The organism is Neglectibacter timonensis (genome assembly GCF_900048895.1).
GTDB classification, from domain to species: Bacteria; Bacillota; Clostridia; order Oscillospirales; family Acutalibacteraceae; genus Acutalibacter; species Acutalibacter timonensis.
The window spans coordinates 169,439-188,356 of sequence record NZ_LT160635.1 but is presented as its reverse complement, the minus strand read 5'-3'; the positions used below and the strand labels follow the sequence as shown (position 1 = coordinate 188,356).

At 55.5% G+C, this 18,918-nt stretch carries 20 protein-coding genes and 1 pseudogene; 10 read left to right on the top strand and 11 right to left on the bottom strand.

Going from position 1 to position 18,918, the window contains the following annotated elements:
• The first annotated feature begins 529 nt into the window (after nucleotides 1-529).
• The 5 genes from BN3911_RS01510 (at nucleotide 530) to BN3911_RS01490 (ending at nucleotide 5,970) form a co-directional block, all read left to right on the top strand.
• Nucleotides 530-1,885: an MATE family efflux transporter gene (locus BN3911_RS01510; protein WP_066860362.1), complete on the top strand. Its 1,356-nt coding sequence runs from the start codon at nucleotides 530-532 to the stop codon at nucleotides 1,883-1,885.
• Nucleotides 1,886-1,959: 74 nt separating this feature from the next.
• Entirely contained in the window at nucleotides 1,960-2,745 is a 786-nt protein-coding gene (locus tag BN3911_RS01505; RefSeq protein ID WP_066860359.1) for an MBL fold metallo-hydrolase, read from the top strand.
• A gap of 62 nt (nucleotides 2,746-2,807) precedes the next feature.
• Nucleotides 2,808-3,326 (top strand): AAA family ATPase, encoded by a 519-nt coding sequence (locus BN3911_RS01500; RefSeq protein WP_066860356.1) that lies wholly within the window; start codon nucleotides 2,808-2,810, stop codon nucleotides 3,324-3,326.
• 395 nt (nucleotides 3,327-3,721) lie between these two features.
• Complete coding sequence (locus BN3911_RS01495) at nucleotides 3,722-4,231, top strand: RNA polymerase sigma factor (protein ID WP_074039097.1); 510 nt, start codon at nucleotides 3,722-3,724, stop codon at nucleotides 4,229-4,231.
• Entirely contained in the window at nucleotides 4,228-5,970 is a 1,743-nt protein-coding gene (locus tag BN3911_RS01490) for a DUF4179 domain-containing protein (protein ID WP_066860354.1), read from the top strand. Before BN3911_RS01495 ends, BN3911_RS01490 begins: the two co-directional genes overlap by 4 nt.
• Before the next feature lie 216 nt (nucleotides 5,971-6,186).
• Here BN3911_RS01490 and BN3911_RS01485 read toward each other — a convergent pair whose 3' ends face one another.
• The gene (locus BN3911_RS01485) at nucleotides 6,187-6,399 is read right to left on the bottom strand and encodes a hypothetical protein (protein WP_066860351.1); all 213 of its coding nucleotides are present in this window, start codon (nucleotides 6,397-6,399) and stop codon (nucleotides 6,187-6,189) included.
• Between the two features lie 44 nt (nucleotides 6,400-6,443).
• Between BN3911_RS01485 and BN3911_RS01480 the strand changes: the two genes are divergently transcribed.
• The 4 genes and pseudogenes from BN3911_RS01480 to BN3911_RS17080 form a co-directional block, all read left to right on the top strand.
• Entirely contained in the window at nucleotides 6,444-6,995 is a 552-nt protein-coding gene (locus tag BN3911_RS01480; RefSeq protein ID WP_066860348.1) for a TetR/AcrR family transcriptional regulator, read from the top strand.
• Nucleotides 6,985-7,269 (top strand): hypothetical protein, encoded by a 285-nt coding sequence (locus BN3911_RS01475; protein WP_066860345.1) that lies wholly within the window; start codon nucleotides 6,985-6,987, stop codon nucleotides 7,267-7,269. Before BN3911_RS01480 ends, BN3911_RS01475 begins: the two co-directional genes overlap by 11 nt.
• A complete protein-coding gene (locus BN3911_RS01470) occupies nucleotides 7,256-8,476 on the top strand; it encodes a hypothetical protein (RefSeq protein ID WP_066860343.1) in 1,221 nt (406 codons plus the stop codon). The genes BN3911_RS01475 and BN3911_RS01470 overlap by 14 nt, the downstream gene beginning before the upstream one ends.
• 7 nt (nucleotides 8,477-8,483) lie before the next feature.
• Nucleotides 8,484-8,595: pseudogene (locus BN3911_RS17080) on the top strand (cysteine-rich KTR domain-containing protein); the annotation flags it as partial.
• A gap of 293 nt (nucleotides 8,596-8,888) precedes the next feature.
• Here BN3911_RS17080 and BN3911_RS01465 read toward each other — a convergent pair.
• The 5 genes from BN3911_RS01465 to BN3911_RS01445 all read right to left on the bottom strand — a co-directional run bounded on the left by BN3911_RS01465 (nucleotide 8,889) and on the right by BN3911_RS01445 (nucleotide 13,656).
• On the bottom strand, nucleotides 8,889-9,074 hold the full coding sequence (locus BN3911_RS01465; RefSeq protein WP_066860340.1) for a type II toxin-antitoxin system antitoxin: 186 nt from the start codon (nucleotides 9,072-9,074) through the stop codon (nucleotides 8,889-8,891).
• 15 nt (nucleotides 9,075-9,089) lie between these two features.
• On the bottom strand, nucleotides 9,090-10,085 hold the full coding sequence (locus BN3911_RS01460) for an SPFH domain-containing protein (RefSeq protein ID WP_066860337.1): 996 nt from the start codon (nucleotides 10,083-10,085) through the stop codon (nucleotides 9,090-9,092).
• A gap of 292 nt (nucleotides 10,086-10,377) precedes the next feature.
• Nucleotides 10,378-11,898 (bottom strand): S-layer homology domain-containing protein, encoded by a 1,521-nt coding sequence (locus BN3911_RS01455; protein ID WP_187127661.1) that lies wholly within the window; start codon nucleotides 11,896-11,898, stop codon nucleotides 10,378-10,380.
• 186 nt (nucleotides 11,899-12,084) lie between these two features.
• Complete coding sequence (locus BN3911_RS01450) at nucleotides 12,085-13,005, bottom strand: GGDEF domain-containing protein (RefSeq protein ID WP_066860331.1); 921 nt, start codon at nucleotides 13,003-13,005, stop codon at nucleotides 12,085-12,087.
• Nucleotides 13,006-13,113: 108 nt separating this feature from the next.
• On the bottom strand, nucleotides 13,114-13,656 hold the full coding sequence (locus BN3911_RS01445; RefSeq protein WP_066860328.1) for a cysteine hydrolase family protein: 543 nt from the start codon (nucleotides 13,654-13,656) through the stop codon (nucleotides 13,114-13,116).
• A gap of 268 nt (nucleotides 13,657-13,924) precedes the next feature.
• Here BN3911_RS01445 and BN3911_RS01440 point away from each other — a divergent pair, with 268 nt between their 5' ends.
• Nucleotides 13,925-14,149 (top strand): helix-turn-helix domain-containing protein, encoded by a 225-nt coding sequence (locus BN3911_RS01440; protein ID WP_066860325.1) that lies wholly within the window; start codon nucleotides 13,925-13,927, stop codon nucleotides 14,147-14,149.
• A 180-nt stretch (nucleotides 14,150-14,329) separates the two neighbouring features.
• Here the strand turns inward: BN3911_RS01440 and BN3911_RS01435 are convergent, their stop codons facing one another.
• From BN3911_RS01435 to BN3911_RS01415, 5 genes are all read right to left on the bottom strand, one after another.
• Nucleotides 14,330-14,980 carry an HAD hydrolase-like protein gene (locus tag BN3911_RS01435; RefSeq protein ID WP_066860559.1) on the bottom strand — a complete coding sequence of 217 codons (651 nt, stop codon included), beginning with the start codon at nucleotides 14,978-14,980 and terminating at the stop codon, nucleotides 14,330-14,332.
• A 150-nt stretch (nucleotides 14,981-15,130) separates the two neighbouring features.
• Nucleotides 15,131-16,171 carry a TPM domain-containing protein gene (locus BN3911_RS01430; protein WP_066860322.1) on the bottom strand — a complete coding sequence of 347 codons (1,041 nt, stop codon included), beginning with the start codon at nucleotides 16,169-16,171 and terminating at the stop codon, nucleotides 15,131-15,133.
• 61 nt (nucleotides 16,172-16,232) lie between these two features.
• Complete coding sequence (locus tag BN3911_RS01425; RefSeq protein ID WP_066860319.1) at nucleotides 16,233-16,790, bottom strand: LemA family protein; 558 nt, start codon at nucleotides 16,788-16,790, stop codon at nucleotides 16,233-16,235.
• 74 nt (nucleotides 16,791-16,864) lie between these two features.
• A complete protein-coding gene (locus tag BN3911_RS01420) occupies nucleotides 16,865-18,031 on the bottom strand; it encodes a toxic anion resistance protein (RefSeq protein ID WP_066860316.1) in 1,167 nt (388 codons plus the stop codon).
• A gap of 108 nt (nucleotides 18,032-18,139) precedes the next feature.
• The coding region (locus BN3911_RS01415; protein ID WP_187127660.1) for a 5-bromo-4-chloroindolyl phosphate hydrolysis family protein at nucleotides 18,140-18,918 on the bottom strand (779 nt) is incomplete at its 5' end.

The following is an 18,918-nucleotide window of genomic DNA, read 5'->3' as shown; positions in this document are numbered from 1 at the left end:
TTTGCAATGAATTCCCGGAAACCCACCCGACGCGGCGGCGGGCTGCAATCGTTTCTTTCCCATGCCTTCCCCGCCTCCAGGCCCTGCAGACGCCCCTGGTTTTCCGGGCAAAACAAAAAACAGCGCGTGATTCCCGAAGCGTATCAGCTTCCATAGATCACGCACTGTTTCCAGCTGGTCTTACATCTACATGCCATTTTCAGGTTCCGTTTCCGCCGCGGCCTTTCCGGGCTGCGGTAAGCCGGGCGGCTTTTCCCCGGCCATGCAGGCCAGGCCCGTTCCCCGACGCTTTATTTTACGTCATTTCTTCCTCACACGTAAGTTTTTTTTTGCCTATTTTCCATTTTTGTGAATTCTGCCTGAAAACAACGGCCCTCTTTTTATTGAGTATTCCTGTACCGGAAAACCGTGCCGGAAGAGACGCTGCCGGCGCAGGGCGGAGCGAAGCCCTTTCCCTTTCTTGACGGATTTCCCCAAAAAGAGTAAAATCAGTTTCAAACGCAACTTTTGCTTTGGGGAGGGGTTTCCGATGAAAAAGCCGCCCGAGGGGCTGATCTTCAGCCGCAGGGACATTTTCCGCATCATCCTGCCGCTGGTGGCGGAGCAGTTTCTGGCCATGTTCGTGGGCATGGCGGACTCCGTCATGATTTCCAGCGTGGGGGAAGCGGCGGTATCCGCCGTCTCCCTGGTGGACTCGGTGAGCATCCTGCTGATCCAGCTGTTCACCGCTTTGGCCACCGGCGGCGCGGTGGTGGCGGGCCAGTACCTGGGGGCGAAAAACGAGGAGCGGGCCAGAAGGGTTTCAGACCAGCTGATCCTGCTGATCTTCCTGATCTCCGCCGTGGTCACCGCCGCCCTGTTCTTCCTGCGGGGGGTGATCCTGCGCACGGTGTTCGGCTCCATCACCCAGGAGGTGATGGGGTATGCCGATACCTACCTGACCATCACCCTGTTCTCCATCCCCTTCATCGCCCTGTATAACGGCGGTGCGGCCATTTTCCGCACCATGGCGGATTCCCGCACCCCCATGCTGATCTCCTTCCTCATGAACGCGGTGAACATCTCCGGCAACGCCCTTTTGATTTACGGGCTGGGCTGGGAGATCGAGGGTGCGGCCATCCCCACCCTCCTCTCCCGGATCGTGGCCGCCGTGGTGGTGCTGCTGCTTCTGCGGCGGGAGAAATACTCCCTCCACTTCTCTCGTCCCTTCCGCTTCCGGCTGGAAGGGGGAACGGTGAAACGTATTTTGGGCATCGGCATTCCCAACGGCATTGAAAACGCCATGTTCCAGTTCGGAAAGATCATGGTGGTCAGCCTGATCTCCTCCTTCGGCACGGTGGCCATCACAGCCAACGCCGTGGGCAACGCCATCGGGGTTTTCCAGATCCTGCCCGGGGCTGCCATCGGCACGGCGGCGGTGCCCATCATCTCCCGCTGCTTCGGCGCGGGGGAGGAAAGACAGGTGCGCTACTACGCCCTGCGCCTGCTTCGCCTGGCATTCTTCTGCAACATCGCCATCAACCTGGTCTTCTCCCTGGCCATTCCCCTGATCCTCCAGCTCTACCACCTGACGGAAGAGACCGGGGCCTTGGCCAGCTGGGTGCTGCTGTTTTCCGCGGTGGTCAGTTCCACCCTGTGGCCCGCCGCCTTCATGTTCCCCAACGTGTACCGGGCCACCGGTGACGTGAAGTACACCATGATCGTCAGCGTCGTGTCCATGTGGGTGTTCCGCGTGGGCTTCAGCTACCTGCTGGGCGGCGCGCTGAACCTGGGGCTGCAGGGCGTCTGGTACGGCATGGCCGCGGATTGGGCCTGCCGCAGCGTTTTCTTCCTGCTGCGCTACCGCAGCAAGGCGTGGCGGCGCAGGTTTACGCTCCGGGCCTGAACCCGGAAAAAACCTGCCCGCTTTTCTCCCCGGGTCACTTGTAAAATTCAACATCAGAAAACGGAGGCATTTTTATGATTCTGCACGTTCTCGGCAGCTGTTCCGGCACCGAGCCCATGCCCGGACGCCACCACACCAGCGTCTCCCTGGAGACCGGCGGAAAGCTCTATTTTCTGGACGCGGGGGAGAACTGCTCTTACACCTCTTACCTGCTGGGAATCGACCAGCTGCGTACCGACAGCATTTTCATCTCCCACACCCACATGGACCACACCGGCGGCCTGCCGGAGCTGCTGTGGAACCTGCGGAAGCTCTGCACCCTGTCCCCGGAAAACGAAGAGCGTCTGCGGGGCAGGACCATCCGCGTGTTCCTGCCGGACCTGGATGTGTTCGACGGGGTCTGCAAAATGCTGCGGGGCAGCGAGGGCAATTACGAGACGGTCTTCACCCTGGAGCCCCATCTGGTGGAGGATGGGGAGCTGCTCAGCAGCGGGCTCTCGGTTTCGGCCTTCCACAATTATCATCTGGGGACCCCCGCGCAGGGAGAGCCCTGGAGGAGCTTTTCCTTTGTGCTGCGGGCAGAGGGCAGGCAGATTCTCTATTCCGGGGATTTCCGGGATTTTTCTGAGCTGCTTCCCCATCTGGGCGGCTCAGACCTGGTGCTGCTGGAGACAGGCCACCACCGGGCCTTTGAACTCTGCCGGGAACTGCTCCATTCCGGCGTGCCTTTCGGCCGGGTGCTCTTCTTTCACCACGGGGTGGAAATCCTCCGGGATTTTGAAGGCGAGCTGGCCTTGGCTCGGGAAGTCCTGGGGGACCGGGTCAGCTTCGCCGGGGACGGCATGCGGATCGAACTCTGACACGGCAAAAGCAAGCGAAAGGGGGAGCCCTCCCTGGGGGGATGGGGCTGTAAATCGTCGTTATGAAGCGTCTTATTTTCATCAACGGAACCATGGGCGCGGGGAAGACCACGGTATGCCAAGAGCTGAAAAAGCTGCTGCCGCCCTGCGCATTTTTGGACGGGGACTGGTGCTGGGACATGGAACCCTTTCTCGTCACAGAGGAGACCAAGGCCATGGTGCAGGAAAACATCGTGTTCCTGCTCCGCCGGTTTTTGGCCTGCTCCGCCTACGAAAACGTGATTTTCTGCTGGGTGATGCACCGCCAGGAAATTCTGGACAATCTTCTTTCCCTGCTGGCGCCGGAAGGGGTGCAGGTGTATAAATTCACCCTTTCCCTCTCCCCCCAGACCCTGCGGGCGCATCTGCAGAAGGATGTGGATGCCGGGCTGCGCACGGCGGACATCCTGGAACGGAGCCTGGAGCGTTTGCCCCTCTACGAGGCAATGGATACGGAAAAAATCTGTGTGGACAGCCTCACCCCCCAGCAGGCCGCCCAACAGATCCGCCGCAAAATTTTTCAACCTTCCCCTCTTTTTTAAGCCGCGGAGCCGCTCCGCTCCGGCTTCAAATTTTCAACTTTACTCCCGCGGCCCCTGCCTGCTCCCGGATTCCGCAAGGCGGCTGATGAGGCGGCAAGAAGATGCTCTCGCTTCGTTTGACCATCTTCTGCCTGTATTCTGCCGCTGCGGGGAGAACAAGGGAAAGCTGCCCGAGCGGGGGGCGAGGTTATCTTTTGGGAGAAGCCCTCCCCTGCCGTTTATTCTTTGTCTAAAGTCCAGCGTCCCACGGGCCTGCCGCGGTTTTGTCCGCGGCAGGCCCGTTTTCGTCCTCCACGCGGAAGAATGCCCGGTAAAGTTTAAATCCGCGGCGGCACCTCCCCGGGTAAAGCCGCGTCTAATGGATGACTTGGGAAAACGAAAGGAGATGATGCGCTGTGAATCTGTTGGTAAAACGCGCCAGAAGCGGCGACAAGGAGGCCTTTGTGCAGCTGATGGAGGAGAGCAAGCTCTCCCTGCTGGCGGCGGCCAGGGCGATCCTGAAGGACGAAGAGGACGTAGCGGACGCCATGCAGGAAACGGTGCTCACGGCATTTCAAAAGCTGTGCACCCTGCGGGAGGAAAAATATTTCAAAACCTGGCTGATACGCATTCTTATCAATCACTGCTATACCATTCTGCGGCGCAGAAAAACCGTACCGCTCAGCGACTTTCTGCCCGAGGAAAGCAAAGAGAACAACTGGGACGATATACTGGACGTACGCACGGCCTTGGAGGAAACCAGCGCCGGGGACAGGCTGGTGCTCACCCTCTTCTATGTGGAAGATATGAGCCAGCGGGAAATCGGAAGGGTGCTGGGCATCAGTGAAAACGCGGTCAAGCAGAGGCTGGCGCGGGGGCGCAGCCATTTTAAAAGCATCTATTGCAAGGAGGCGGTTAACTCATGAAAGAATACGATGAAATGAGAGAAGCAGTGGTGGCAGAATACGGCGCGCCGGTCTCTTCCGCCCTGGTGGACAGAGCTCTCAAAGAGGCCTACTCGAGTTTAGGGGAGATGCCGAAGCCACAACCCCGGCCTTTGCGCCGCGCCCTCCGCAGCGTGGGTATCGCCGCGGCAGCCTGCGCTGCGGGCTTATGCATTCTGGTTGGGGTAAGCGCGGCCAACCCCGCCCTGGCGGAGCAGCTTCCCTTCCTGGGGAACATTGTCGCTTTTCTCAAGGGCGGCGGTTCGCAGAGCTATCAAAGCCCTATCCTCACCCAGGGCGGAACGGAGGAATACTATGCGCCCGTGACAGGCGAGGCCCAGAACGGGTTCCGGGTCAGCGGCGTGTACTGCGACGGGAAAACCCTGATCCTTGGGATAGAGCTGCAGGCCTCCGGCGCGCCGGAAGAGGTGCGCTTCATTGACGCTGACCTGGGCTTTCTATCCGGGGAGACAGAGCTTCTGCCCAGCCGTGCGCTTCAGGGGCGGCTTTCCCGCACAGAAAGCGGCTCCTTTGTGGGCGTGTCTATTTTGGACTTGACCGGGAAGGATCTGGGCGGCAGCTTTCCCCTCACCGTGACCCTGCGCTCCGCGGTGGGAAAAAACCCCAAGCTGATGATATTGGAATCCGGAAGCTACCGGGAAAAAACTTACGACCTCGGCCAAAAACCCGCGGTCTTTTCCCTTCAGGTGCGGCAGGATGACAGCTTGATCAGAACCTATGACGTCAACGAGACTCAAAACGGATGCACCCTGAAACAGGTGAAGGTCACCCCGGCACTGACGGAGCTTACTCTGGACGCAGACAGCAACAATGTGGTGGCCCTGGCGTATGATGAGGACGGCGTTCCGCTGGAACAGCTCTCGAAATATGCCCAAGACGGCGGTCTCGGAATCCAGTACTACCTTCCCCTGGAAAAGGACGCCACCGCCGTGGTGGTAAAATTTTTTGCCTGGGAGGACAGAAACAACCCCGTAGCGGAATTCACCGTGCCTGTAGAGGGCGGCTACGGCAATCCCTCCGAGGAATCCGCCTGGCTCGACGACGGCGAGCCCATAGTTTACGATCCGCCCCGCCAGGAGCGGGATGCCATACAGATAAAATACAGCGAAGCCCCCACCGTAGGCCTGGGCGAGACCCTGACCACCACAGAGGGCGTCCAGTCCGGCTCCCTCGACATCACTGTGGACAACATGCGGATATACAACAGTATTACGGACGCGGGCATCGCTCTGGAAGATTTGGCTGATCCCCAGGTGAGCGAAACGCTTTCCCAGGACGCCAGCCTGAAATTTGTCCTGTTTGACGTGGCGCTGCAGGGGCACGGCGCAATTTCCTGTTGGGATTCCCAGTCCAAACCTCAGTACAACGATGCGCTCGCAGAGGAGGGCACTTATTGGATCACCAGCCTGTTGGGCGTCCAGGCCCAAGACGAAAGCGCCGCCGACACAGAAACCCTTCTGAAACTCTACCGCGGTGTCTCCTACTTCTCCGAACACATGGACGGCGTCACCAACTATAACCACTTCCTTTTGGGGGCAGACGAAGCCAAAACTGTACAGGTTGGCTTCTTCGTACCGGAGAGCCAGCTGGAAGGCCCCAGTTTCAACTTCATGCTCCTGGTGTTTCAGCAGGTAGACTCCCCGGCAGACATCCCGGTGGCCGCCTACATCGAGTTGACCCCAGAGGACTCCGAAACCTGACAACCTTATGCTCCGTCCCTCGCGCCCTCGGCCTCCGGGCCGCCCTTAGCCTTCCCCTTGAGGGGAACAGATTTCCTGCGGGAAACTGCTGGATGAGGTGTAGTGTCTTACTCACCCCACAGCGGCGGAATACGGGGATAGAACCCCCTTACACCCCAGCCGCAAGAAAACAGAAAAGCCTTTCTCTTTCCCCGCCGCGATTCATTTCGCGGCGGGCTAATTTTCTTCCGGAGCTTCCTCCATGTTCTCCAGGGCATATTTGCAGCATTGGAGCACAAGCAGGTTGAAAGAGACTCCATTGCGCCCCGCCGCCCGGTTCAGCTTCTCAAACAGGGGCTCTGGAAACCGTACGGTACGGGGAATATTGGCGTTCCCGAATTCCTTTTTAATTTTCAGCCAGAGGAATTGACAAAAAACTTTGTGCGACATATAATAACATTGATATATATCTTAGTTATAGCAAGGAGGATATTATGCCACCAAAAGTTAAGATACCCAAAGAAGCAATTATTGAAAAAGCATTTGAGTTGACAAAAGTATATGGTTTTGAAAAAGTAACCGCACGTTTGCTTGCCAGTGAATTAAAATGTTCTACTCAACCAGTGTTTCATGCTTTTCGCAATATGGAAGAACTAAAGGAAGAAGTTTACAAAAAAACGCAAAAACTATTTCAAGAAACCATGATGCAACGGCCATCAGATACAGAAACGCCGTATTTTTTAAGTATGGGACTAAAGTATGTGGAGCTTGCTCAAAATGAAAAAAATTTGTTTCATCTTCTATGTATGTCAGATAGTGGAACAAGACTTGAAAGCCTTTACGATTTGGCAAAGCACGTTCCTGTTTCGATTGAACCGGAAGTGTTTGTGAAAACATGGATATTTGCGCATGGTATAGCAACGATTGTTTCTACGAACACAACAAACATTGCACCCGAAGAAATAAGGCAGTTACTTATAGAAGCGTGTGCCGGTTTCAAATTATATCACAATGAAAACAAGGGAGGTTTGGCAAATGAAACATAAGAATATGTACTATGATAACCGCTATAAATATAAACTAAATATGCTTGAACCGGGACTTATCATGATGAAAATCATTGGAGTATTATTTGTAATTGGTATTTTATTTTGGGTGGCAGGGCGGCATTGGATTTCTGCAATTTCATTGTTTTTGGCAGGAGCCGTATTTGCTGCTTTGTTAATCTTAGTAGCCATTGAAGCACATCAGGACAAGGTTTTGAATGATATTGCTCTGCGAGAAAATAATGAATTGGAGAAAAAATATGAAATCGGTTAAAAATTATGTGTATACAGAACGTGCGCATTTTATGTGTCCTAATATGCACTTTGGAATTATGGCAAAAATAGAAAGCAATTATGATGAAAGACAGCTAAGACAAAGCGTAGACACGCTTCAAAAAGCACACCCGTTTCTGCAAAGCTTAATTGCAGAGGAAACGGACACTGGCAGATTATATTATCAAATACAAGATTGTTTGAATATTCCAGTGTTGGTAAAGGACGAAGTTGCTTTGTGGCAACAAGATTATGAAGAAATATCTGTCCGTGGGTGGAATGTCAAGAAAGAATGTCTGCTAAAAGTGGTGGTTTATCCAAATGAAAATGAATTTCAAATATTTTTTATTGCCCACCATCTTTTGTGTGACGGCAGAGGGCTTTTACAACTAGCAGAGGAATTCGCAGAGCATTATGCTAACGGGGTAATGCCGCAATTTGCGCCGGAATGCTTAATTCAAGGCTTAAACGATCTTCCCTCAAATAGCGACTTGCCGCTTATCAGTAAATTGATTGTAGGCGACGCAAATAGGAAACGGAAAAAAGAGAAACAGCAGGTTACATATGGGGAATATAGCGTATTTGAAAGAGCCTATATTCAAAAATGCAAAATAAAACGGGATATTTTCACCGTTTGCAATTATGAGTTAGAAGAAATACAGACTTTATGCAAACAACATAGCGTTACTGTAAATGACTATCTGATTGCAAAAATGATGTTGGAAGAGAATACAAATAAGGTGGTTATTGCAGCCGATATTCGTAATCAGACAAAATGTTACAGACAAGGGGCAATGGGAAATTATTCTACTGCTTTTAGCGTTTCTGTGAAAAAGAACGAGAAAAATATAATTCCCCTTGCAAAGCGCGTAGCGTCACAAGTCATAAATATATGCATGCACCCGCAGAAAGAAATGCTTGTGCTTGCTTGTTATATACATATGCAGCCAGAGCTGATTGACGCTGTTGCAATATCTACATTAGGAAATTTTGAAAGTAAAGCAGGAACGTTTGTAGGAAGAAATATGTTTGGATTTGGCTCTCAAAACGGTTATAGCATAACCAATTTAGGGAAAATTGAAAGTAATATAATTGCAGAAGCTAATTTTATACCACCTGCTTCACCTGCCAACAAAAAAACTTGGGGTGTTCTAACGGTGAATAACCATATGAAAATATGCACGTCAAATTTAATTACAGAAAGGTAATATTCTAATACAGGAAATAAAATGGGTACGCTGTCCCCTCTGTTTGCGGAAGTAAAACAAGGTTACAGATACGGGCAGATACAGAACTTAAAAACTTTCCGCTTTACTGCCCGAAGTGCTAAAGAGATAATCAAAAAGTATAGTTTCAAACCCGTTCCGAGGCAACGGTAGAGCTGATCCGCTTGGGCTTGGAGGCCGTAAAAAGGAAACGGCCGGAACCTGCCGGGAAATAGCCGGGGCGGCGTCCCAGCCCCTTGCCCCGGGCTGTACATAAAAAAACAAACGCTCCGTAAGCCGGCGGTGAAGCCGGCCTGCGGAGCGTTTTCGCACCCTGCCGTCAGACGCCGGATTCCTGAAAAGGGCGTTCCTGCCTTTTTCAGAAATCCCGCCTGTCCCTATTCTTCTCAAACAGCTACCGGTTGGAATCCGGCGTCTGCTCTTTTCCCTTCTTCCGCTTCCGGACGCATTCGGTCAGAAGGTATTCAATCTGCCCGTTGATGGAGCGAAAATCGTCCTCCGCCCAAGCTGCCAGTTCCTGCCAGAGGCTGGGGGAAATCCGCAGCAGAATCTGCTTTTTATCCTTGTCCTTTTGCTCCATAGGACCACGCCCCTGTCAATAGATTGAGCCGCTGTTGACGATTGGCTGGGCGTCCTTGTTGCCGCACAGCACCACCAGCAGGTTGCTGACCATCGCCGCCTTACGCTCGTCGTCCAGCTGCACTACCTCATCCTGGCTCAGCTGCTCCAGGGCCATTTCCACCATGCCCACGGCGCCCTCCACGATCTTCTTCCTGGCAACTACCACGGCCTCGGCCTGCTGGCGCTGCAGCATGGCCGCGGCGATTTCCGACGCGTAGGACAGATGGGTGATGCGCACCTCCAAAATTTCCAGCCCTGCAATGGAAACCCGCTCCTGCAGGTCCTGCTTCATCATGTCGGCGATTTCCTGGCTGCTGCCGCGCAGGGTCTTTTCATCGCTGCTGCCCTCCTCCATCAGGTCGTAGGGGTACTGGCGGCTGATGTTCCGGGTGGCGGAATCGCACTGGGTGGAGAGGAACGTGCGGTAATTCTGCACGTTGAACACCGCCTTAGTGGTGTCCACCACCCGCCAGATGACGATGGTGCCGATGATGATGGGGTTGCCCCGCTCGTCGTTGACCGTCTGCTTTTCATTGTTCAGCGTCATGGTTTTGAGCGAGATTTTCCGTGTGCCGCCGAAGGAGATATTCATGCCGTTTGCTCCCATGGTGGTCACCGTGCGCTCCGAGCCCGGGTTGATGCAGGCGCAGAAGGGATTGGTCCAGAAGAAGCCGTCCCGCTTGATGGTGCCGTAGTACTTGCCGAACAGGGTCAGCACCACCGCCTCGTTGGGATTGAGCACCTTGAAGCCGGGGCACAGGATGCACCCCAGGGGGATGCACACCACGCCCAGCGCCAGCAGGAACGCGCCCAGGCCGCTGCCGTACTCATCCAGCTGAATCGCCCCGAACACAATGCCGCATACCGCCGCCGCGAACACCAGGATTGTGACAAGCAGCATCATAAAGCCGTTGGCCGCCTTTGCCTCCCTTTCCTGATAACGGTTGACCATTTTTTCCTTGCCCTCCATGCCAATTCCCTCTTTCTGATTTTGTTATGATATTATTTTAATATCATTTTATTATTTTGTCAAGACAAATCCATCCCCCGCTGTACAAAAAAGAGACGATCCGGGTGAAAATTTCTCCGAAACGTCTCTTTTTCTATTCAGTTAGGCATCGTGGAAAGCCTCGTCCCCTCTCCCCGGCGGCAGAATACGGGCCAGAAGATGGCCGAACGAAGCGAGAACATCTTTTTGCACGCTTCCCCTTGCCTTTCCCTTGCGTAAGCGCTGCATCAGGCGCGATTGGTTCTGCGGCTGCCTAGGAGCGGTTCTGAAAGACCGACACCTCCGCATCGGCGGGGATCAGCTCCTCCGGATTGCGGCTGAACTTCACAAAATACGTATATCCGTCCCGCTCGAAGTGAAAAATCCCACTGTAATCGGTAAGGCTCGCGTCATAGTCCCCATAGGGGGTTCCCACCAGCTCCGGTATCAGAAGCTCTGCCGCAGCAGTCACCCCGGAGAGGGGTTCATCCAGGTAGGCATAGTTCCGGGAATACTTGCTGGCCCTCAGGTTCGGGCAGGTATAATTCGCCCCGGGCAGGGATTCAAAGGCGATCCTGTCCCCCATATAGGCGTAATAGGAATCGTCCGGCGTCACGCCATATTTCTGCATCGCCTCATACAGCGTCAGGTCCAGGCAGTCCAGATAGTCCTGGATCCGGGCGGGTCCGCTTTCCGGCACAGAGGGCGTCAGGGGCTTCAGGGGCTGAATTTCGATGATGTCGGAGGCGGAGAACCGGTCCGGCTTCATCATGCTGATGTAGAACCGGCAGTTTTCCGTTCTGTACGCCACCTCATACCAGCCCTCCTGAGGGTAATCGGGAAACGGGTGATATAACAGGGAAAAGTTCCCTCCCAGATAGTTTGCCGCCGTGCCCACAGACCTCCCCACAATGCGGGGGAACACCTGGTCCAGGGTACCCACCACCGCCTCCGGCATGGAGCTGTCGTCCAGGGTGGTATAGGGCAGGTAAAAATCCAGCTCCGGGAAGAGCTTGTACCTGACCACCATGGACTGATAGTCGCCGGACATACTGTCCGTTTCCACAGCGCCCCAGGCCCGCAGCTGCCGGTGACTCAGGCGCAGCGCCCTGACCATGGGCAGGGCCGGGTCCGGCTTGCTCTCCGGCGATACCGTGCTGCTTCCGGGCGGCAGCAGAAAGGCGGCGTTCTGGAACATCCTCGCCACCTCGCACCGCAGGGCGTTTGCTTTGGGCTTCAGGGTATCAGCGGTCACACCGTTGATGATCCCCTTTCCCAGCGCCCAGCGCATGGGCGTCCTGGCGTAGCCGGAGACAGCGGAAAAATCCCGATACTGCTTCCACCTGTCGCTGTCGATTGTGGTGTCTGCCCCGATGCCGACGGCGTACTTATAGAGCATGGTCACCATCTGCTCCCGGGTGACGTTGGCGCCGGGGTCGAACCTGGTTTCGCTGACGCCGTTGACGATCACGTTCTGATAGGCCCAGTTCACCGCGTCGCAGTACCAGTCCCCGGGGCGCACGTCGGTAAAGGGCGTACTGCCGTCATAGGGGGTAAAATTCGCGGTGTTGTTGGCCAGCACCTTGACGAACATGGCCCGGGTCATGGGCTGGTTGGGGGCAAATTCCGTAGCGGACACTCCGCCAAACAGTCCTTCTTCATAGACGTAGTCCACCGCCGGAATGTACCAGGCGTCCTGTTCCAAATCGCGGAACGGCGTGGCCGCCAGGGCGGCAGGGGCCGCAGAAACCACCATTACAACGGCCAGCAGCAGGGAAAACAGCTTCTTTTTCAACGCAATCCTCTTCCTTTCTCCGGGAAAGCCTCCCCTCGGACCTCTCTCCGGCAGAGGGGATTGTCTTTCTGCCATTGTATCATTTTTTATAAAAAAAGGAAGCCTTTCCAAAGAATCCGTTCCATCTCCTGCCGAGCTGATTTCTCCTCCCGGCGCGCCTGCTGCCGAAGGGCGGGAAAGCCGGTGCTATTCCTTGGTATAGAACGTATAGGCGCGCTTGCGCTGCTTTGATTGATACAAGGCTACATCCGCATTTTCCAGCAGCTGATAAAAATTCGCCGCGTCCCCGGGAAAGAGCGCGATCCCCACACTGTTGGTGCAGACGATTCCCCTAACCTCTCCGCAGCAAAGAATGGCTTCCAGCTTTTGAACCAGCCATTCCCAATTTGTCAGATTCCTGCACAAAACCACAAATTCATCGCCGCCGAACCTCCCGACGATATCCCTCTCCTGGAAAGCCTCCCTCAGCATTTCTGAAACCAGCCGGAGGACTTGATCCCCTACCTGGTGGCCGAGAGTATCATTGATCTGCTTAAAATTATCTATGTCCAGCAGAAGCAGCGCATGGCTCTGATCCTGATGCTCCGTCAATATCCGTTCAGACAATTCTATAAACCTTTTCTTGTTGTAAAGTCCGGTAAAGCTGTCCAGCATGACAGCTTTTTCCAAGGCAAAGGTTTCCTGCTTGAGCTTGTCGATATCGGTAATCACTCCGATCATCCTGACGGGAACGCCGTCCTGCAGTACCGGGGTCGCGTCAATCCTGCACCAGCGATATGAGGATCCCCCCGCCCTCATCCGCGCCTCATACGAGGCAGGAAGGCCGCTGTAGATGTTCCGAAACGCCTCATCGATCGCTTCTTGGTCGCCTGGGTGGGAAAAATAGTCAGAAATCGCCTTTTGATAATCCTCCGGATTCAAGCACGCAAATTCGGAAACATCCTTCAGTATTTTTTCATCGGATACGTGAAAAATATCCCATGCGTTGAAAAAATAGATATAGGCCTGCCGGGGGATATCCACTTCAAAAACACAGATTTTTGCGGCCTTCAGGGCGATTTCCAGCCGCATTTTATATTCCTCCGGCCTCTCCTGATCCGGCTTCATGGAACTCCCCCCATTTACGAAAAGTTTGGCTGGCGTCAAAAACCTCCGGTTCAGTTCAACACGGTCAGCACTCTCTTTATTCTATCGCAGTCTCTCCCGTCCGCAGCCTCAGCATTCCGCCTCTTCCACCCGGATCTGACAGGCCCTCATGGCTTCCAGGGCGGTTCTGTGGCTTTCCGGCGTCACCCCCGCGCAGCATGCGGCGTCCACCGTAATCCGGGTCTCCGGCAGAAAGGCCTTCAGCAAAACGGCGTTGGAGATGACGCAGATATCGGTGCACAGCCCCACCAGCACGATTTCTTCCAGGCCGCCGCACCGTTCCCTGTCTCTCAGCGCCTCCGCCAGGCTCACAGAGCCGAAAGCGGGCTTGTCAATGGGGGCGGAACCGCGCAGCGCCTCGATATGGGGTTCCAGCTCCCAGCCCCAGGTTCCCTTGACACAGTGGGACACCGGCAGGTTTTTCCCCTCCTGGGTCTCCGGATACTCCGGCCCGTGGGTATCCCGGGTAAAGAGCGTTTCACCGTCAAATGCCTTGATCTTCTCACAGACCTTGGGCACAATGGCCCGGGCCTCCTCCGACCCCAGCGCCCCGGTGATAAAATCGTTCTGCATGTCCACCACGATCAGGATTTTTTTCTGATTACTCTGCATCACATTTCGCCTCCCTGTATGAAATATTAACCACCGGGAGCCAGTCCTTGAAGTCCGGCTCCCGGTTAAGGGCGTCCCCCTCAAAGGGAACGCATCATGGTTCGTCCTCCTATTTGCCCGGGTTCTGCTTTGGTTTTAGTTCTTTCTCAAACCAACCCCCTGCATATCTGTTCTTCCCGTTTCCATTTAAATTAATTTTAACGGAAACACCGTTAAAAGTCAATCTAAAATACTGCGATCAGATAAGATGCTGATAGAGGTGAGAGAAATGACATGGATGGAGCGTATGAAAGCGCTGCGGGAAGATGAGGACCTGAATCAGACTGAGGTTGCCCACGGGATTCATGTGGCGCAAACGACCTACTCTGATTATGAAAAGGGAAAAGTTCGGATTCCTCTTGACTGTCTGATCGCTCTGGCAAAATTCTATAACGTAGACTTAAATTATATCGCCGGTATCAGTGACATAAAGAACGAATTCCCCAAAAAATAAAGTCAGAATTCAGCTTGAACAGGTTTTGTAAAAGCGCACAGCAGACAGAAAGCCCTGACACAGTCTTTTCCTGCGTCAGGGCCTTTTTACGAAAACGGGTACGGCATCTAAAAACGATCTTCCGCCGCTGCTGCAGCGTATCGCGCCCCCAACCTTCCTCCGGAACAGGTCTGCCGGCATCTACACCAGCCTCAGACAAAGCTCTTCCAGGGCGTCCACTGTGGGGACCACATACTCTGCCCCGGCCTGCCGCAGTTCACCCGTCTCGGCGAAGCCGTATTCCACGCCGATACTCTCCAGCCCGCAGGCCTTGGCCCCCAGGATGTCGTGCTTCCGGTCTCCCACCATGACCGCTTCCGTCGGCTCCGGACTGCCCAGCCGCCGCAGCACCTCTCCGATCACCTCGGCCTTATCCGTCATGGTGCCGTCCAGGTTCGCCCCTACCGTAACCGTGAAGCAGCCGTCCACTCCGCGCATCTTCAGAATCTGGGAGGCGAACACCAGCGGCTTGGAGGTGGCCACGCAGAGGGTTGCCCTCTGGGCCAAAGCGGGCAGCAGCCGCTCCATACCTGGGTACAGAGAATTTTCAAACACGCCCTTTTCCCGATAGCGTTCCCGGTATTTCTCCACCGCTTCAAACGCCTGCTCTTCCGGAAAGCCGTAGTATTCCATAAAGGACTGGTGCAGGGGCGGCCCCACGAACCGCCGGAGCTTTTCCTCCGGCTCCCCATGGATTCCATAAGCGTCCAGCGCATACTGCACGCTCTTGAGAATCCCCTCCCCCGTATCCGTCAGGGTCCCGTCCAGGTCAAACAAAAAATATTTCTTCATCTCTTCCTCCTTCCGCTTTCTTTCGCAGAAAGCTTGGCAAAGAACCTTATGCTCCAGCCCTCCAGCAAAAGATGCTCTCACTTCGTTCGAGTATCTTTTGCTTCCGGGCTGGAGAAAGGCGCCCTTAGCCTTCCCCTTGAGGGGAAGGTGTCACGGCTGCGCCGTGACGGATGAGGTGGAACGTCCTTCGCCTTCCCCTTGAGGGGAGAAGGCGAACAGATTCCTGCGGAATCTGCTGGATGAGGTGGAAAACTCCCTGCTCACACCCCAGCGGCAGAATACGGAGCGTCCTTCCTTACCTGCGTCCTGCGCCGCCGCCGCGGGAACCTCCGCCGCGGGTGAAGCCGCCGCCGCGGGCGGAGGCCCGCGCCAGCGGCTGCGGCGGTTCCCCACCATGTTCCCCAGGAACATACCGGTCCAGAACCCGCCGCCTCCGCCTCCGGAGCCGCCGCCTCTTCCGCCCCGTCCGCCCAGCGCCCGCAGAATCACGATAAAGACCACCACCACCAGCACAATGATCACAACGCGGAACAGAACAGAGAAAACACGGGAAAATACAAAGCCGATGCCGGAAGAGGAACCGTTTCCGCTCCCCTGGGATTCGTAGTAGGGACGGTCCACCACGCCGCCGTTTTCAAAGCCGGTCCCCTGGTCCGTATATTCGTCGGTGTGGGTCCGGTAATAGGAATTCATTTCGGAAACCGCCGCTTCAAAAAATTTCAAAGCGCCCTCGTCGTAATTCCCGGCGGCAAAATCCGTTTCCAGATACTCGTCCAGCATGCCCTTGAGCTTGCTGCCGCTGAAATAATCCACAATGCCGTAGCCCGACTGGGCCATGTAATCGTCCTCCGCAATGGCCATCACCAGAAGCAGGCCGTTGTTTCTCTGGGAGGAACCGATCCCCCAGCTGTTAAAGATCGAGTAGACGTAATCCTCCAGCGTCTCGCCATCCAGGAAATCCACCGCCACCACCACGATCTCCGCTCCGGTCTCCCGGAACAGCTTCTCATTGGCGGAAACGATCTTTTTCTCCGTCTCCTCCGAGAGCACGCCGGCGCTGTCCAGCACATACAGGTTGGCCGGCCGCTCCGGCACGGCAGCCAGAGCGGGCACAGCGGCTGAAAACAGGAACAGCACCGCCGTACAGCACAGCGATGCCAGCCTCCTAAGGTACTTTGTGCTATGCTTCATAGGGTTGGCCCCCTTTCCAAAGTTTTCCCCCCTCCGGCGCCTGCCGGAAGGGGGAAGCCGGTCAATTTTCCTCAAAAACACCCAGCGGTTTCACAAATGCCGCATACTTTAAGAAGTTCACGGGAAACCGTTCCAGCCTCTCATTGAAAGCCCTGGCGTCGTCGTTATAGCTGCTGCGCACAATCATGTCCTGCTGGGACTTCATCTGCGCCATCAGCTGGCCGGGGTACTTTTTGTCTGTTTCAGAGAGCTGGGTCTTCTCCAGCTCCTCAAAAAGTACCTGGGCGGCGTCTCCCAGACGCAGGTTGGCCTCGGCCTCCTCCCCAAAATCCCCGTAGGTGGTGTTTTGGGAAACCTTGATCGCCCTGTCCAGCTCGTTGATCAGAGGTTCCAGCTTTTCATTCTCCTCCGTATACCGCTTCGCCACGGTGAGCATGTTGCTGGCCGCGTCTTCCCTGGCATCGATACCGGAATAGACGGCAAACCCCGTGCTGTCATAATAATAGGAATTTTCCGCCTCTTCCCGCAGCTTTGTGAGGGAACGGTTCACTCCCAGCGGCAAAGCCAGCAGCACCATGCACACCATCACCACCGCCGCGGCGATTCTTTTCTGTTTCATAAACGCGTTCCTTTCTTCCGGTTCCCGGAAAACAAGTCCCCTGTCCCCGGCTCATCCCAAGCCCGCACGGGCCGTCAGGTATGGATGTCCAGCAGCTTCTGCTTGAGTTCGCCCTCCAAGCGGCCGATCTCCTGCTCCGCGGCACGGCGCTTGCTGCGGCCCTCGTCCTGAATCCTGACCACCTCGTCCAAGGTCTGAATCAACGACTGGTTGGTGATGCGCAGGGTCTCCATATCCACCACGCCCCGCTCGGATTCCTTCGCGGTCTCGATGGTGCTCATCTTCAGCTTTTCCGCATTCTTGCGCAGCAGGGCGTTGGTCATGTCGGAGACCTCCCTCTGGGCGCGCACCGCCTGCTCGGAATGGGCCACGCCCAGGGCCAGCACCATCTGGCTCTTCCAGAGGGGGATGGTGTTCACCAGGGTGGACTGTATCTTGTCCGACATGATCTTGTCGTTGTTCTGCACCAGGCGGATCTGGGGCGACATCTGCACGCTCACCATGCGGGTCAGCTCCAGGTCGTGCAGCTTCTTTTCAAAGCCATCGCACTGCTGGGCAAAGTCGTTGGCCGCCTGGGCATCCTCCGCAAGGCCGGTCTGGCGCGCCTTATCCTGCAGCTCTTTGAGGGTGGTGGCCCGCTCCTGCTGCAGCTTTTTCTTGCCCGCGATGATGTACATGGAAAGCTCTTTGTGATAGTTCAGGTTCATCTCATAAAGCTTATCCAGCATCACCACGTCCTTCATCAGCTGCACCTGGTGCGCTTCCAGCGCTGCGGCGATCTTGTTTACGTTGACCTCCGCGCTGTCATACCGGGCCTTCATGGCGGTAATCTTGTTGCTGGTATTTTTAAAGAAGCCGAAGAAGCCCTTCTTCTCCTCTTCGTCGATGTCGAAGCCCTTCAGCTCCACCACCAGGTTGGAAATATCCTCCCCCACCTCGCCCAGGTCCTTGGTCTTCACCTTGTCCAGAGCGCTGTCGGAAAAGGAGGCGATCTTCTTCTGGGCGGCGGCGCCGTACTGCATCACCATGGTGCTGTTCGTAAGGTCGATCTTGTCGGCAAACTCGTTGACCACCTTCTGCTCTTCCGGCGAGAGGATGCTCTCGTCCAGCACCACAGGCTCCGCCTTCTCCTCCGGCTTTTCCTCCGGCGCGAGGGTGAGGCTGGGCGCTTGGGCGCCCTCCAGCGTGAGCGCGGGAACCCTGGGGGGTTCCGCGTCCAGTGTCAATTTAATTTCATCCATGGTGATCTTCCCTTCCTTTTCATAATAACGGTAACGGCGGTAACCGAATTCTTTCCTGTAAAAATCCCGGCAAATACCCTTTTAACGGGCCGCGGGCTCTCCCCTGCTTCAGCCTTCTTCCTTTTTGTCCTCCACAAACCCCTCCTGCTTTAAAAGGGTTTCGAATACGGTGATGTCCGCGGAGATATCCATAGCCTCGTCGCCGAACAGGGAGTCCAGCTGTTTTTCAAAGGCGTCGGCCACCGTGTGCATCATCCCGGCGATGTTGAACATGGTGGAGGTGATGGTCTCCCCCTTCACCGACTGGCTGGCAAGGCGCTGGTAGCTGCCCAGCAGCTTCAGCGTGGTGGGCAGGTAATAGTTCATGAATTTCCGGATCTGCGGCGCTTTCGCCGGGTTCTCCGCAATAAACTTGAAGATGTCAGAGGAAGCCCGCTCCATCCTGTCGATACAGTCGGAAAGGGCCTCGTCGGGAATGGCGTCGTTGGCGGCGCGCAGCTTCTTCAGGTAGCCGTTCCCCTCGTCGATGATTTTATCCACCTCCGGGTTGCCAGTGCGGGAGGGTTTTTCCTCTTCCTTTTTGGGCTCCTCCTTCGGCTTTTCCTTGGGCTTTTCCGCCTCTGCGGGCACAAACTCCTTTTTGCCCTTGAAAACCAGCCCGGAAAGCAGGAAAATCAGCACCTCCACAATGGCGAACACCGCGAAATGCGCGGGCTCGTTCATGGGGAGCATCAGCGCGTAGAGCAGCGCCGTAACCCCGGTAATATAGTATTTTGCCACACTGGGGCGGCGCACCAGCTTCATCTGCGGCGCCGGCGCGGGATTCACCCCCGCGGGGCGCGGAGCCGCCTGCTGTCTGGGCGGGCGGTAGCCGGGCGGCGGGGGAG

Bases quoted from the DNA above. Each gene is read 5' to 3' on its own strand.
- BN3911_RS01440 (WP_066860325.1), top strand. From the start codon at position 13,925: ATGACATGGATGGAGCGTATGAAAGCGCTGCGGGAAGATGAGGACCTG.
- BN3911_RS01480 (WP_066860348.1), top strand. From the start codon at position 6,444: ATGCCACCAAAAGTTAAGATACCCAAAGAAGCAATTATTGAAAAAGCA.
- BN3911_RS01500 (WP_066860356.1), top strand. From the start codon at position 2,808: ATGAAGCGTCTTATTTTCATCAACGGAACCATGGGCGCGGGGAAGACC.
- BN3911_RS01430 (WP_066860322.1), bottom strand. From the start codon at position 16,171: ATGAAGCATAGCACAAAGTACCTTAGGAGGCTGGCATCGCTGTGCTGT.
- BN3911_RS01490 (WP_066860354.1), top strand. From the start codon at position 4,228: ATGAAAGAATACGATGAAATGAGAGAAGCAGTGGTGGCAGAATACGGC.
- BN3911_RS01460 (WP_066860337.1), bottom strand. From the start codon at position 10,085: ATGGAGGGCAAGGAAAAAATGGTCAACCGTTATCAGGAAAGGGAGGCA.
- BN3911_RS01420 (WP_066860316.1), bottom strand. From the start codon at position 18,031: ATGGATGAAATTAAATTGACACTGGACGCGGAACCCCCCAGGGTTCCC.
- BN3911_RS01510 (WP_066860362.1), top strand. From the start codon at position 530: ATGAAAAAGCCGCCCGAGGGGCTGATCTTCAGCCGCAGGGACATTTTC.
- BN3911_RS01505 (WP_066860359.1), top strand. From the start codon at position 1,960: ATGATTCTGCACGTTCTCGGCAGCTGTTCCGGCACCGAGCCCATGCCC.
- BN3911_RS01450 (WP_066860331.1), bottom strand. From the start codon at position 13,005: ATGAAGCCGGATCAGGAGAGGCCGGAGGAATATAAAATGCGGCTGGAA.
- BN3911_RS01470 (WP_066860343.1), top strand. From the start codon at position 7,256: ATGAAATCGGTTAAAAATTATGTGTATACAGAACGTGCGCATTTTATG.
- BN3911_RS01485 (WP_066860351.1), bottom strand. From the start codon at position 6,399: ATGTCGCACAAAGTTTTTTGTCAATTCCTCTGGCTGAAAATTAAAAAG.
- BN3911_RS01435 (WP_066860559.1), bottom strand. From the start codon at position 14,980: ATGAAGAAATATTTTTTGTTTGACCTGGACGGGACCCTGACGGATACG.
- BN3911_RS01445 (WP_066860328.1), bottom strand. From the start codon at position 13,656: ATGCAGAGTAATCAGAAAAAAATCCTGATCGTGGTGGACATGCAGAAC.
- BN3911_RS01465 (WP_066860340.1), bottom strand. From the start codon at position 9,074: ATGGAGCAAAAGGACAAGGATAAAAAGCAGATTCTGCTGCGGATTTCC.
- BN3911_RS01425 (WP_066860319.1), bottom strand. From the start codon at position 16,790: ATGAAACAGAAAAGAATCGCCGCGGCGGTGGTGATGGTGTGCATGGTG.
- BN3911_RS01475 (WP_066860345.1), top strand. From the start codon at position 6,985: ATGAAACATAAGAATATGTACTATGATAACCGCTATAAATATAAACTA.